Origin of the sequence: Streptomyces sp. CBMA291, from assembly GCF_014596525.1 — a bacterium.
In the GTDB taxonomy this organism is placed as follows: Bacteria; Actinomycetota; Actinomycetes; order Streptomycetales; family Streptomycetaceae; genus Streptomyces.
On the sequence record NZ_MSJP01000033.1, the window covers coordinates 23,390 to 37,696 of the forward strand.

Here is a 14,307-nt window from a genome sequence, read left to right on the forward strand (position 1 = left end):
GGCGGCTCCGGCGCGGGCGGGCGCCGGGGGTCAGCTGGTGCGGCCCTTGGCGTCGAAGGCCTTCATGCGGTCGAGTACGCCGTCCGCCGTCGGGTTCGGCATCTCGTCGACGATCCGGCCGTCGGCGAGGAAGATCACGCGGTCGGCGTAGGAGGCGGCCGCCGGGTCGTGGGTGACCATGACGACGGTCTGGCCCAGCTCGCGGACCGAGTTGCGCAGGAAGCCGAGGACCTCGGCGCCCGAGCGGGAGTCCAGGTTTCCGGTGGGCTCGTCGCCGAAGATGATCTCGGGGCGGGAGGCGAGGGCGCGGGCCACGGCCACGCGCTGCTGCTGGCCGCCGGAGAGTTCGGTGGGGCGGTGGCTGAGCCGGCCGGAGAGCCCGAGCATGTCGATGACCTGCTGGACCCACTGCTTGTCGGGCTTGCGGCCGGCGATGTCCATCGGCAGCGTGATGTTCTCCAGGGCGGTCAGGGTGGGCAGCAGGTTGAACGCCTGGAAGATGAAGCCGATCTTGTCCCGGCGGAGCTGGGTGAGCTGCTTGTCCTTGAGGGTGGACAGCTCGGTGTCGCCGATCCGGACCGAACCGGAGGAGAAGGAGTCGAGGCCCGCGACGCAGTGCATGAGCGTGGACTTGCCGGAGCCGGAGGGCCCCATGATCGCGGTGAACTCGCCCTGCCGGAAGTCCACGCTGACGTGGTCGAGCGCGACCACCTGGGTTTCGCCGTGGCCGTAGACCTTGGAGAGGTCCGTGGCACGGGCGGCCACCGCGGTGGCACGGGACACGGTGGGGCTGGTGGTCACGGGGGACTCCTGTCACTGCGGGGTCTTCTTGGGAACCCCTTCATCGTGTCGGACGTCCCCGTTCGGATCGTCCGTCCCTGTGCCCGTTCCCGGGGCCCTCTGGAGTCTGACCGGGGCTTCGGAGTCTCCTCCTGAGGTATGACGGCGGCCCCGGGAGGAGGGCCGATGGCGAGCTTCGGCCGAGGTGACACACGTGCGGCGACTTTTCGTCATTCCGGGGGGTGCGGCTTTGCGCCTGTGCCCTCGACCACGGTCCGGTGAAGGGGCCCCCACCTGCACTGACGCACCCTCAGACGTCAATAAAATAAGACAACATCGAGAAGATGTTCCGCTGAACGAGGGACGCTCCCCCGATAGGCTCCAGTGCCAACGCGGAGCTTCGCGACGCCCGGATGGTGGAACGCAGACACGGCGAGCTTAAACCTCGCTGGCCTTTGGCCGTACCGGTTCGAGTCCGGTTCCGGGCACCACGGTTCGTCTTCTACGGCACTACCGCGCGACCGGCCCACCGGCCCCCTGACGACCGGTCCCGCGGCGACCGGCCCGCGGTTCTACGGCAGCCGCCCCAGCAGCCAGGACCCGTGGCTCTCGGGGAGCAGGGGGCCCGGCGCGGTCGGGGGTGCGGTCCTCGTCTCGTCGAAGTCGGTGTCGGTCAGGCCGTCGGAGACGGGGCCGTCGGTCAGGCGCAGATTGCGGGGCATGCGCGGCATCGTTCCCAGGCGGGCCAGGTCGGCCTCGTCCTCGAAGGCGGGGGCGGCGGCGTTGTGGGAGAGGAAGACCTCCGTGCGGTGGTCGATCCGCTGGTACTCCATGCTCGTCAGCGTGTAGCGGGCGGCGAGCGCGCCGCCCAGGGTGCCGCCGACGGCCAGCGGGCGGGTGCCCTGCCGCTTGGCGAGCGTCCGCTGGAGGGCCCGCTGGACCACCGCCCCGTTGCCGGGGAGCGAGGCGTCGGGGTCCTCCAGGGCGATCAGGACCAGATCGTGGCCGCGGCCACGCAGCGCGGCCAGGAGCGAGTACGCGGGGTGATCGGCGGCGGCCGTCAGGTCCTCGGCCTTCGTGCCGGGGTCCCCGGCGAGCAGCACCGGCCGGATGAGGCCCTCCCGGGCGGTGAAGGCGCCGGCGGTGAAGACACGGGCGGTGCCGCCGCGCAGGTCCCAGGTCTCGTCGGGCGTGGGTGTCATCGGTTCTCCATCCGGTCGGTGCGGTCCGCGATCGCCGTTGTCGGGGCCGGGTGCGATCGCCGCTGTCGGCGCGGCCGGTCCCGCCGGTGCCGTCAGGACGGTCGCTGCCGGAACGAGCCTGGTGGAGGGCACCCTCCGACGGCTGACGATGATCGGAATCGTGCGGAACTCGCGGAAAAAGATCCTCCCCGAGCACTAGGGAGTTTCTTTTGCCTACCCATTACTCTTGACGCAAGGCCGCGCCGTGCGGTCCGCCATGGAGGAGTGAGATGAGGAGCAGCAACCCGGTCTTCTCGCGACGGGGGTTCAGCCGCGACGCCGGCTACGCGGGCTTCAACGCGCAGCAGCCGCAGGCCGGGGGCCCCGCCGTCGGAACCAACCCGTACGCCACCGGTACCCCGTACGCCGAGGGTTCGACGAACCCGTACGCGACGAACCCGTACGCCCCGCAGGACACGCTCGGTGCGCCGCAGCCGGTCCGCGCCAACGTGATGACGATCGACGACGTCGTGAGCCGTACGGCCATGACGCTCGGCACGGTCGTGCTCACCGCCGTCCTCGCCTGGACGCTGCTGCCGGTCGACGCGGCCAACCTGGGCAAGTCGTACGGCATCGGCATCGGCGCCGCCCTGGTCGCGCTCGTGCTGTCGCTCGTGCAGTCCTTCAAGCGCAAGCCGTCCCCGGCGCTGATCATCGGCTACGCGGCCTTCGAGGGCGTCTTCCTCGGCGTCATCTCGGCCGCCGTCTCGGCGCACATCGGCGGCGCCGTGGTCACCCAGGCGGTCCTGGGCACCATGGCGGTCTTCGCCGGTGTCCTGATCGCGTACAAGCTGGGCTGGATCCGGGTCAACCGGCGCTTCTACGGCTTCGTGATGGCCGCCGCGATGGGCTTCATGCTGCTCATGGTGGCCAACCTGCTGTTCTCCGTCTTCGGCGGCGGCGACGGCCTCGGCTTCCGCAGCGGTGGCCTCGGCATCCTGTTCGGCGTCGTCGGCGTCATCCTGGGCGCCTGCTTCCTCGCCCTCGACTTCAAGCAGGTCGAGGACGGCGTGGCCTACGGCGCGCCGCGCGAGGAGGCCTGGCTGGCCGCGTTCGGCCTCACCATGACCCTGGTCTGGATCTACCTGGAGATGCTGCGTCTCCTGTCGATCCTCCAGGGCGACGACTGACGCACCCCCTGAAACGGGTGAAGGGCCCGTCCGGCTTCGCGCCGGGCGGGCCCTTCCGCGTACCCGCGGCACCCGGCGGGGCCGGGCGGCGCGTAGGGTCGCGGGGTGCGTGATACGAGTGAACTGACCGAGGCCGTCGAGCGCTTCGCCGACCGGCTGCGGAGCGCCCCGCAGAGCCGTCTCCAGCGCGGTGCGGCGGCCGAGGGCCTGGCCCTGGCCCGGGAGCTGGCGGCCCGCGCCCAGCGCGCCGAGGACCCGCGGCGGGAGCCGAGGACCATGCCGGACGCGGGGGTCTTCGCCGTGGCCGACCAACTGGTCGTGGCCGGGAACGACCTGGCCGAGATCCTGCGAACGGCCCCGGCCGATTCCCGTGAGGGGGAACTGGCGGAGGCCGTGGAACGGGTACGGGCGGCGGAGCGGCGCTCGGGGCTGTAGGACCCCGCCGGGGCTTCCGGGGGGCTACAGGGAGGCGATGACGCGGTCCGCCAGGATGTAGACGTTCTCCTCGTCGGAGTCGCCGTACGAGAAGGTGAGGGCGAAGGCGCCCGAGACGCCCGAGCCGCCGAGCAGCACCGGCGTGCGGCCGGAGCGCAGGGCCTCCGCGAGGCGCTCCGCGGTCTCGCGGTGCCCCGGGGTCATGCAGAGCGTGGTGCCGTCGGCGAAGACGTACACGTCGAGCGTGCCGAGCGGGCCGGGGCGTACGTCGGTCAGCGCCGTACGGGTGTCGGCCAGTCCCTCAAGGCGGGCGACGGTCCGCTCGTGGTCGGTGACGACCGGGGTCTGCACGGGGACGAAGTCCGGGTGCGAGGGGTGGCGGCGGCGGGCGGCGGCCAGCTCCGCGGAGTCCTCCGGATACTCGTCGAAGGCGTCCAGCGGGTCGATCCCGTCGAGCGCGGCGGCCTCCGCCTCCATCGCCTCAAGGGCCATCGCCTCAAGGCCCACGAAGTCGGTCTGGCGGGGCACGTAGAAACCGGCGTCCTCGGCCGGGCCGCCCAGACCGCCGAGCAGGGACGGCGCGTCGGCCGCGTCCCGGGCCTCCTGCGCGGCCCAGAAGGCCCGTGCCTCGGCGAGCTCGCGCTCCCGCTCCTCGGCCAGGGCCTCCGCGACCGCGGCCCGTATCTCGGCGGCGTGACTGGTGCGGGCGGCTGGAACGGTGACGCCGTGACCGGTCGCCAGCTCGCTCCGCAGCGCGGCGACCTGCTTGCGGAGACCATGGACGGCGTGCAGGGCGGCAGTGCCCACGGCCGTGGCGGCGGCCGTGGTCAGCAGCAGGGCAAGAGGCATGGCGCTCACTGACGTACTCCCCATTCCGAGTCGATCCCCCGACTTCCTACCTCAGCTTGTCGTGGGGTGGGGCCCGCTGTCAGTGCATTACGTCACGAATTGGACAGGTATTTGTACCAGGAGGTTAGTCCCAACATGGCTCTGACCTGCGTAAATAAACTCTTCCGGGATGTAGGTCACATCCTGGGGGAGATTCGGTCACGGCTCGGACGCGGCGTGGTTGACCCGGCCGGCGGCCGGTCGGCCCCGCGCCTCCCGGTCCGGCCGACCGGACCGGGAACGGCCGGAAGTCCGGTCCTCCCGATCCCGGGAACGGCCGGAAATCCGGCCCTTCCCGGCTCGGATCCGGTCCGCGCGGCCCGTTCCGACGTGCTCCGGTCCTTCCGTCACGCCCTCCCGGCTCGGGTCAGCTCAGCCGCTCGATCACCATCGCCATGCCCTGGCCGCCGCCCACGCACATGGTCTCCAGGCCGAACTGCTTGTCGTGGAACCGGAGGCTGTTGATCAGGGTGCCGGTGATGCGGGCGCCGGTCATGCCGAAGGGGTGGCCGACGGCGATGGCGCCGCCGTTGACGTTCACCTTGTCCAGGTCGAGACCCAGCTCCTGGTAGGAGGGGATGACCTGGGCGGCGAAGGCCTCGTTGATCTCGGCCAGGTCGATGTCCCCGATGGTCAGGCCGGCGCGCGACAGGGCCTGCTTCGAGGCCTCGACCGGGCCCAGGCCCATGATCTCGGGGGAGAGGCCGGAGACGCCGGTGGAGACGATCCGGGCCAGCGGGGTCAGGCCCAGCTCGCGCGCCTTGGTGTCCGACATGATCACGAGCGCGGCGGCGCCGTCGTTGAGCGGGCAGCAGTTGCCCGCCGTGACCAGACCGTCGGGGCGGAAGACCGGCTTGAGGCCCTCCACGCCCTCCAGGGTGACCCCGGCGCGCGGGCCGTCGTCGGCGGAGACGACCGTGCCGTCCGGCAGCGTCACCGGGGTGATCTCGCGGGCCCAGAAGCCCTTGGCGATGGCCTGCTCGGCGAGGTTCTGCGACCGTACGCCGAACTCGTCCATCTCCCGGCGGCTGATCCCCTTCAGCCGGGCCAGGTTCTCCGCGGTCTGGCCCATGGCGATGTACGCGTCCGGGACCAGGCCGTCCTCGCGCGGGTCGTGCCAGGCCGAGCCCTCGGATGCGGCGACGGCGGCGGTACGGGCCTCGGCCTCGGCGAAGAACGGGTTGTGCGTGTCGGGCAGCGAGTCCGAGTTGCCCTTCACGAAGCGGGACACCATCTCCACGCCCGCCGAGACGAACACGTCGCCCTCGCCCGCCTTGATCGCGTGCAGGGCCATCCGGGAGGTCTGGAGGGAGGAGGAGCAGTAGCGGGTGACCGTGCAGCCCGGGAGGTGGTCCATGCCCATCCGCACGGCCACGATCCGGCCCAGGTTGTTGCCCTGCTCGCCGCCGGGCAGACCGCAGCCCAGCATCAGGTCGTCGATGTCGCGCGGGTCCAGCTCGGGCACCTTGGCCAGGGCCGCCTGGACGATGGTCGCGGTGAGGTCGTCCGGCCGCAGGTCCTTCAGGGAGCCCTTGAAGGCCCGGCCGATGGGGGAGCGGGCGGTCGAGACGATCACTGCTTCGGGCATCACGGCTCCATGAGGGTGCGGAGTGAGCGGACTGAAAGGGAAGTTACCCGCACGTACCGCACGGGGTCACCGGGCCGGACGTGTGATGCGGACCTCTTTTCTAAGCGCTCGCTCAGGCTCGGGGGGTGTGCGGGACCCGAGGGCCGTGCGGGGCGGGGGGAGGATCGGTGACGGCCGACGGCTCCGCCGGGACCGGGAGCCGCCGCCTGCGCCGGTGCTTGAGCAGCGCCCAGGGCGCCCGGACCCCCGTCACCTCCGTACCGGCCTGCGACGCCGCCTCGGCCGCCGCCTTGGCGACCGGCAGCACGTTCTCCCGGCGGGCGGGCTCGGGCCGGTCGGTCTCCGGCCAGACGCCGAGCACCGCGCAGACCGTCGGCAGGACCGCCATCGCCGCCGTCGCGTACCCCTCCGCCGAGGGATGGAAACTGTCCACCCCGAACATCTCGCGCGGGTTCGCCGCGAACTCCGGCCCCAGCAGATCCCCCAGCGACACCGTCCGGCCGCCCTGCTCCACCACCACGATCGTCTGCGCCGCCGCCAGCTGCCTCGACGTCCGCCGGGCCAGCCAGCGCAGCGGCTGGTACACCGGCTCGATCGTCCCCAGATCCGGGCAGGTGCCCACCACCACCTCCGCGCCCGCCGTCCGCAGCCGCCGCACCGCCGAGGCCAGCAGCCGCACCGACTGGGTCGGCGGCATCCGGTGGGTGACGTCGTTCGCGCCGATCATCAGGACGCAGACGTCCGGCGGCCCGAGCGGCTGGCTGAGCAGCAGCGACACCTGCCGCTCCAGATCGTCCGAGCGGGCGCCGGAGAGCGCCACGTTCCGCAGCACGACCGGCCGCTCGGCCACCGCCGCGAGCCCCGAGGCGAGCAGCGCGCCCGGCGTCTGGCCCGAGCGGCGCACGCCCTGGCCCGCCGCCGTGGAATCACCCAGAAGGGCAAGCCGCAGCGGGGTGTCCGGGCCGAACGCCCTGCCGTACAGGCCGTCCGCCCCCGGCGGCAGCGGAGCCGCCCCGATGCCGACGGCCCGCTTGGCGATCTGGACCTCGGCCACGAGCACGCCGACCGCCGCCACCCCGAGCAGGCCGATGCCGCCGCCCCCGTACGCCGCACCCGCCGCGATCCGCCGTGCCACCCGCGCCCTCGACATGGGGCCGTCACCTCCTTCAGACCGGTCAAAGGTCTAACTGCCCCGTAACCGGCTCCGACTACGCATACGCTGGCCACACCATTACGGAGACCCCGGAGATTACGGTGCAATTCCACGACTCGATGATCAGCCTCGTCGGCAACACCCCGCTGGTGAAGCTCAACAACGTCACCGCGGGCATTCAGGCAACCGTTCTCGCCAAGGTCGAGTACTTCAACCCGGGCGGCTCGGTCAAGGACCGGATCGCCCTGCGGATGATCGAGGCGGCGGAACAGAGCGGCGAACTCAAGCCCGGCGGCACCATCGTCGAGCCCACCTCGGGCAACACGGGCGTCGGCCTGGCGATCGTGGCCCAGCAGAAGGGCTACAAGTGCATCTTCGTCTGCCCGGACAAGGTGTCGCTCGACAAGATCAACGTACTGCGCGCGTACGGCGCCGAGGTCGTCGTCTGCCCCACGGCCGTCGACCCCGAGCACCCGGACTCGTACTACAACGTCTCCGACCGGCTCGTCCGCGAGACGCCCGGAGCCTGGAAGCCCGACCAGTACTCCAACCCGAACAACCCGCGCTCCCACTACGAGACCACCGGTCCCGAGCTGTGGGAGCAGACGGAGGGGCGGATCACCCACTTCGTGGCGGGCGTCGGCACCGGCGGCACGATCTCCGGCACCGGCCGGTACCTCAGGGAGGCCAGCGGCGGGAAGGTCGAGATCGTCGGCGCGGACCCCGAGGGCTCCGTGTACTCGGGCGGCTCCGGCCGGCCGTACCTGGTCGAGGGCGTCGGCGAGGACTTCTGGCCCACCGCCTACGACCGGACCGTCACGGACCGGATCGTCGCCGTGTCCGACAAGGACTCCTTCCAGATGACCCGCCGCCTCGCCAAGGAGGAGGGCCTCCTCGTCGGCGGCTCCTGCGGCATGGCCGTGGTGGCCGCCCTTGAGGTCGCGCGGGAGCTGGGCCCCGACGACGTCGTGGTGGTCCTCCTGCCGGACTCCGGCCGCGGCTACCTCTCCAAGATCTTCAACGACGAGTGGATGGCCGACTACGGCTTCCTTGAGGACACCACCTCCGCCACCGTCGCGGACGTGCTGCGCCACAAGGACGGCGGCATTCCCTCCCTCGTCCACATGCACCCGGACGAGACCGTCGGCCAGGCCATCGAGGTGCTGCGCGAGTACGGCGTCTCCCAGATGCCCATCGTGAAGCCGGGCGCGGGCCACCCCGACGTCATGGCCGCCGAGGTCATCGGCTCGGTCGTCGAGCGCGAACTGCTCCAGGCGCTCTTCACCCAGAAGGCGTCCCTGGAGGACCCGCTGGAGGACCACATGTGCCGCCCGCTGCCGCAGGTCGGCTCCGGCGAACCGGTCGCCGACCTGATGGCCGTCCTCGGCGACACCTCGGACGCGGCGATCGTCCTGGTCGAGGGCAAGCCCACCGGCGTCGTCAGCCGCCAGGACCTGCTGGCGTTCCTGGCGGGCGGGGGAACGAAGTAGGGACGGCACGGGGACGAGGCTCGGTCCCGGCGCCGGGAGGCACCGGGCCCGCGCGCGAAGCCGGTACGGGGCGGGGCCGGGTCGTGCGCGTGAACCGTCACAAGGAGGCGCCGGGCCCGTTCGCACAACCGGAACGAGCCCGACACATCCGCGAAGCACCCGCGTCACACGGGTCGGGCAGATTGGTGGACGTCGGCGTCACGGACTCTCCGGAGCGGCTCCCGGATCCCGTACGACGCCACGGACGCGAAGCCCGGCCCTGACCCGGACCCGCGCCCCTCGCGGGGACCGCCGTCGTCCCGCCCCCCGGTGAACGGGGGTGCGGCGGTCCCCGCGACGACGCTTTGGTAGGACAGGCGCATGACCTACGCGAACGAGGCGGCCGCCTCGTGGGACGGGATCGTCCGCTGGCTGGAGGCCCACGCACCCGGGAACACGGCCGTGCTCCGCCCGCCCGCCTCCGACGAGGACCTGCGCCTTCTCGAAGAAGCCCTGGGCTTTGCCGTGCCCGGGGACCTGGTGGCCTGGCTGCGCCGGAACAACGGCGGCACCGCCCTGGACCACCGGGTGCCGCTCCCGGAGGGCGGGCACCGGTACGTGCCCCATCCCCACTCCGCCTTCCTGCCCCGCGGCGAGGTGTTCCTCGACTGCGAGAGCATCGGCCTCCTGTACCGCCGGAACCGCCGGATCGCCGTCGACATCGACGACGAGGACTGGTGGCGGCCCTCCTGGATCCCCGTCACGGCCGTCCCGGACGCCCATGTCGGGATGCTCCTCGACACCGCGCACGGCGGGGACAGCCCCCCGGTGCTCGCCTTCCACGAGCCCGAGTACGCCTCCGCCCGCGCCCCTTCGCTCGGCCCCTGCCTGACCGGGATCGCGGAAGCGCTGGAGCGGGGCGAGGCCACCCCCGCGACCGGCGGCTACCGGCCGGTGGCAAGGGACGGTCTGCTCGACTGGGAGTGAGGACCCGGAAACGGGGCAGGACCCGGCGCGAAGAACGCACCGGGCCCCGCCGTTCGTACGGTTTCCTCCCTACGGCTTGGGCGCGTTGACCCAGTAGGCGTCGCCTTCCAGGAGGCGGTTGCGCGTGATGAAGCCACCGAACCCGGCCATGGACTGGGAGTTCTGGTTGTTGGACATGCTGGACCGTCCGCACGGCTCGGTCCAGGTGGGCAGGTGCTCCCGGGGGTCCGGGATCAGGTGCCACAGACCCGAGGCATCGCGCTGGGCGATGGTGTTGGCGCACCCGCTGCCGTCGGCGACGGACTTCTGGTTCTGGCCGTTCCAGACCTTCGGGATCGCCGCGCTCTGCCAGCTGGACGCGAAGGGGTACTCGTCACAACTGGGCACGTCGTTCGGGCCCAGCTCGGGAGACATGGTGGCGAGTGGGCTCCGTACCCACGACTGGGGGCAGATGACGTCCCGGTTGTGATCGGGCAGCGGCTTCGTGGAGTTGGGCAGGGGTACGAGGACATCCTTCGTCAGGTACGTGAGCGGCTCCTTGCCCTTTCGGCCGTACCCGCCGGGGATCTTCTCCTGCATCAGCCAGATGTGGGCCGCGGCCGCGGGGAACTTCTTCTCGTTGATCCGGAGTTCGGGCCGGTACGAGAGGAAGACACAGCCGGGGGTCGCCTTCGCCTCGACGTCGCACCGGACGTTGAGTTCCGGCCTCTCCGCGTCGACCGAGTTGCTCGGAGCGCCGTTGGCCGTACCGCTGAGCCTCCAGTACGGAGTGATCGTGCCGCGCTCGGCGCCGTTCGACGGCGTCCACTTCATCCGGGAGGTGACGATCGCCCAGTGGGCGTCGCCGCGTGCGAAGGTGGTGAGGCCGGTCCACGGGGTCGTGGTGACCTGGCAGTAGCCCCGGCACAGGAAGTCCAGGTTGACGGAGGCGGTGTTGACGGCCGAGTCCATGGACTTCAGCTGGATGGAGGCGGTCTGCGTCGTCGTGTCGGTGTTGAGGTCGGTGTCGACCTCAAGCCGGAAGTTGAACCTCGCCTGGCCCTTGGGGGTGCCGTTCACCAGGTAGGTGATGACGAGTTCGTCGACCAGGCAGGACTGGGTCCGCAGGAAGTTGACCGAGGGGTTCTGGACCACCGAGCAGGACGCGGTCTCCCCGGGGGTCGCCGCGGTGAGACCGGTGAGCGAGGGCGACTGGAGCAGCCCGAGTGTGGTCGGTTTGCCGAAGGACAGCACGGCACTGGTCCCCGCACCGCCGCTCTTGGCCTGCTGCCCGCCGGACGCTCCGGCGCCGTTCGCCGGGGCGACCGGCCAGGAGGGCGACGGAATCGTGTCGGAGAAGAGGGAGGCGGCGGTCTGGGGCTGGTCGTTCGGCTCCGGGTCGGGAGCGAGCGGGTTCGGGTCTCCGAAGGTCAGATCCGCCGGGATGCCCGAGTACTCGCCCGGAACGAAGGCGATCGCGTCCCACGCGATGTCCTTCTCACCGGTCCCGTCGGAGGTGAAGTTGGAGAGGCTGACCTGGGGAATCGTGTCGCCGAACTGGTAGGCGCCCAGGTCGACCCACTTGTTGGAGGCGTTGTCCGCCTGGGAGACGGGCTTGACGACCGTGTCGTCCACCGTCTTGATCCGGTAGTCGGCGTTCTTGGTCTGCGCCCCGTGGTCCGGGATGTGCGCGTAGACCTTCGCCTGGCCGCCCGGGATCGGCTGGTTCAGCTTCCACACCCCGTCGATCTCCATCCGGTGCCCGTAGTTCGGGTCCGGCTGGCGGGTGTGGGTGAACCAGAAGTGGTTGCCGTAGCCGGCGCCGATCTGGTGGGTGTCCATCTTTCCGGGGTAGGTGCCGTCGCTCCAGATGTAGTAGTTCAGCTTGAACGTGCCTGCGGACACGGTTGTCCCGCAGCTTCTCGAAGCCGATCCCGCCGGGACGATCCCGTGCTGGACGTCGTCGACGATCAGGGCGTTCGCCGGGAGACCGCTGGAGCAGCGCGGCGGATAGGAGTTGGCGTCGGGCTGCTCCGGGTAACTGGTGTCGAACCGGTGCACCTGGTTGCCGCACTGGGCTCCGGAGCCGCAGTTCTTCCAGGTCACCGCCTTGTTCCACCAGCAGTGCAGCCAGTGCGGGTTGGTGGTGCCGTTGCCGGAGTCCAGACCGCAGGCGCCCATGCCCGGGTCGTTGGAGTCACCCTCGGCGATCTTGCTCGGAGTGCAGTTGTTCGACGTGTCGCAGAACAGGCCGATCGGCGGCTTGGCGGTCGTCCGGTCCGCGTTGATCGTCCAGTTGGCGGGGCGGTACCCGGCCTGCATGTCACCGGGGGCGAACATGGCCGTGATGGGCCGGGCGGCCCAGCCGATGACCTTCTCCTCGTACGGCCACTCCTGCGGGCGTGCCGCGTGGCTGTAGTCGGTGCCGCCGAGCGCGTTCTCCAGGAACGGGGTGCGGTTGGCCTTCCACAGCGGGTTGGCCGGGTTGTTGGTCCAGCCCACGCCCCAGTGTCCGGCGGAGTCCGCGGCGGACTGCGGGTAGAAGCCCGAGTTGTACGCCCACAGGGCGAAGAACCAGCTCTCGATCCACTTGGGGTGGCCGTCGTTGACCTTCATCCCCGCGTTGTACGTCTGGTTCCACTTCTCGGAGAGGATCTGGGCCCCGGCCGCGATGTTGGCCGTGTAGTCCAGCGCGATGGCCTCCTGCTGGAGGACCGTCTTGGTGGGCTGGTCGTGGCCCGGGAGCCGCATGCCGTCGGTGGCCTGGGTGATGCCGTAGCCGCAGTCGGACTTCTTCCAGTCGATGGACCACGGGTCGCCCTGGGTGCCACTGGGGTTGTAGTCGACGCCGTAGTAGTTGCCGATCAGGCTGTTGGCGGTGACGCCGGGCACCGCGTACCGCGTGGCCTGCCACATGTTCGACTCCTGCGCGGTGACGCCCAGGAGGATCTGTGACGGGATGTGCCAGCGGTCGTTGTCGCCGTCCTCGCTGTCCAGGGTTCCGTTGGGGTCACCGGCGAGGGTGATCGGCGGGAACAGGCCCTGCGGCTGGTAGCCGCCCATGCCCGTGTTCTTCCAGTTCGGGCTGCGGGTGAGGTTCAGACGCCCGATGACCGCCTGGTCCACGGCCCACTCGACCTGACGGGGAGTCGGCTGGAACGCCTGCTTCCGTACGTCGTTGCGGGGCACCGCGCAGGTGCGCTCGTTCTCGTCCTCGCCGGGATCGGTCGGCGAGCCGCCGAACGCGGCCGCACCGGCGGCGGGGGCGAGGCCCTTCGCGGCCGGGGAACCGCCCGTGCCCCGCGTGGCGGCCGTGCCGCCCTTCGCCGGAGCCGGAAGCGCCGGAGAGGGCGTACGGCCCCGCTCCGCCGCCTTCGGCCCGCCGACGCGGACCTCGCCCGGCAGGGTGTCCAGGGTCACGGTACGGGCCGTGCCGAGGAGCCGCACCGTGGTGCGCGCGGTGCGCTCGGTCAGTGCCTCCTCGGGCCGGATGCGGCTGTCCTTGCCGTCCGCCCACGCCGTGGTGACCGCCGCGTGGCCGTGGCTGGAGAGCCGGGCGCCCTTGGCCAGACCGCCGGGGTTCCTGACGGCCTTCGGCAGGGTGCCCTTCGTGGCCGCGTCGCCGGTCACGTAGACGGTGCCGTCGGCCGAGGAGGCGAGGTCCCAGTCGGTGAGCCGGCCCGAGGCCACCGTGGCGGCCTTCGCCCGGCCCTGACGGAGCTGCGCGCCGGTCAGGTGCTCGGCGTACCCCGTCGCCACCGTCACGGCGTCGCCGCCGCCGGAGCGGTCGATGTAGGTGAGGCCGCCGGAGGAGTCCGCCGTCAGCTGGAAGGGGACCGCCCGGGTGCGGGTGATCTCCCGGAGCCCGCCCTTCGCCCCGGCGGCGACCAGCCGGTTGCCGTGCGCGGCGACGATGCCGTCCCGCGTCGGCACGGCGGAGGTGACCTGGCCCGGGTAGGCGACCGGCTCGCCGGACTCGCCGGTCACGGTGTCCACCGTGATCAGCCGGGTCCGCTGCGCGCTGTCCTCCTCGTAGGACAGCTGGCTGAACACGGCCTGCTCGCCCGCGCCGCAGCCGGGGCTGAAGTAGGCGAGCGAAGCCTGGAAGGGAAGCTTGGTGACCTTGCCCGTGGTGAGGTCCACGGTCGCCGCGAAGGCTCCCCGCGCCATCAGTTCCGGCTTGTTGGTGAAGGTACGCGGCGCGTAGGCGACGGCCGCGCGCCTGCCGGACGCGGTGAGGCAGGCGTTGCCGATCCAGGCGTCGGCGTCGAAGCCGGGCTCGGACAGGGTGGCCGCCGTCTTCCAGGCGTACCCCGCGCTCTCGTCGGCGACGAGCAGGTGGAAGCCCGTACCGTCGCCGGAGGTGGTGAACGCGGTGTCGGTGGACCGCGCGTAGCCGTCGCCCAGGACGGCCGCCCGGTCCGCGGGCGCGACCGCGCCGGGCTCGTCCACCTGCCGCGTGACCGGCGCCGGGGCGCCGCCCGCCGGGGGTGTGGTCTGCGCTGCCCGCGCGGGCAGCGTCAGCGGCACGGCGAGCGCTGTGGCCAGCGCGACCGTGAGCGGCGCCAGGCGCCGCATGCGTATGTGTCTCACGCTCTTCCTTCGTCGGAGTGGTGCTCGCGCACCATCGGATCTTCCGGAGGCACGGCGAAGCTCC

10 protein-coding genes and 1 tRNA gene are annotated in these 14,307 nt (G+C 71.6%); 5 read left to right on the forward strand and 6 right to left on the reverse strand.

What is annotated here, in order from left to right:
• Positions 1–30 precede the first annotated feature (30 nt).
• A complete protein-coding gene (locus BU197_RS09300; protein WP_188267770.1) occupies positions 31–801 on the reverse strand; it encodes an ABC transporter ATP-binding protein in 771 nt (256 codons plus the stop codon).
• Between the two features lie 386 nt (positions 802–1,187).
• On the opposite strand from BU197_RS09300, the gene BU197_RS09305 reads away from it, so the two are divergent.
• Positions 1,188–1,271 (forward strand) — tRNA-Leu (locus tag BU197_RS09305).
• An 81-nt stretch (positions 1,272–1,352) separates the two neighbouring features.
• Here the strand turns inward: BU197_RS09305 and BU197_RS09310 are convergent.
• The gene (locus BU197_RS09310; protein ID WP_188267771.1) at positions 1,353–1,982 is read right to left on the reverse strand and encodes a hypothetical protein; all 630 of its coding nucleotides are present in this window, start codon (positions 1,980–1,982) and stop codon (positions 1,353–1,355) included.
• 269 nt (positions 1,983–2,251) lie between these two features.
• Here BU197_RS09310 and BU197_RS09315 point away from each other — a divergent pair, with 269 nt between their 5' ends.
• The gene (locus tag BU197_RS09315; RefSeq protein WP_188267772.1) at positions 2,252–3,151 is read left to right on the forward strand and encodes a Bax inhibitor-1/YccA family protein; all 900 of its coding nucleotides are present in this window, start codon (positions 2,252–2,254) and stop codon (positions 3,149–3,151) included.
• A gap of 105 nt (positions 3,152–3,256) precedes the next feature.
• Positions 3,257–3,586 (forward strand): hypothetical protein, encoded by a 330-nt coding sequence (locus BU197_RS09320; protein ID WP_188267773.1) that lies wholly within the window; start codon positions 3,257–3,259, stop codon positions 3,584–3,586.
• 24 nt (positions 3,587–3,610) lie between these two features.
• On the opposite strand, the gene BU197_RS09325 is transcribed toward BU197_RS09320, so the two are convergent.
• From BU197_RS09325 to BU197_RS09335, 3 genes are all read right to left on the reverse strand, one after another.
• Positions 3,611–4,444, reverse strand: a complete 834-nt coding sequence (locus BU197_RS09325) for a hypothetical protein (protein ID WP_188267774.1) — start codon at positions 4,442–4,444, stop codon at positions 3,611–3,613.
• Between the two features lie 397 nt (positions 4,445–4,841).
• Complete coding sequence (locus tag BU197_RS09330) at positions 4,842–6,062, reverse strand: acetyl-CoA C-acetyltransferase (protein WP_188267775.1); 1,221 nt, start codon at positions 6,060–6,062, stop codon at positions 4,842–4,844.
• Positions 6,063–6,174: 112 nt separating this feature from the next.
• Complete coding sequence (locus BU197_RS09335; RefSeq protein ID WP_188267776.1) at positions 6,175–7,212, reverse strand: SGNH/GDSL hydrolase family protein; 1,038 nt, start codon at positions 7,210–7,212, stop codon at positions 6,175–6,177.
• A 104-nt stretch (positions 7,213–7,316) separates the two neighbouring features.
• Here BU197_RS09335 and BU197_RS09340 point away from each other — a divergent pair, with 104 nt between their 5' ends.
• Positions 7,317–8,705, forward strand: a complete 1,389-nt coding sequence (locus BU197_RS09340; protein ID WP_188267777.1) for a cystathionine beta-synthase — start codon at positions 7,317–7,319, stop codon at positions 8,703–8,705.
• Positions 8,706–9,065: 360 nt separating this feature from the next.
• Positions 9,066–9,671, forward strand: a complete 606-nt coding sequence (locus BU197_RS09345) for an SMI1/KNR4 family protein (RefSeq protein WP_188267778.1) — start codon at positions 9,066–9,068, stop codon at positions 9,669–9,671.
• Between the two features lie 69 nt (positions 9,672–9,740).
• Here BU197_RS09345 and BU197_RS09350 read toward each other — a convergent pair whose 3' ends face one another.
• Positions 9,741–14,228: a hypothetical protein gene (locus BU197_RS09350; protein ID WP_188267837.1), complete on the reverse strand. Its 4,488-nt coding sequence runs from the start codon at positions 14,226–14,228 to the stop codon at positions 9,741–9,743.
• Positions 14,229–14,307: the final 79 nt, after the last annotated feature.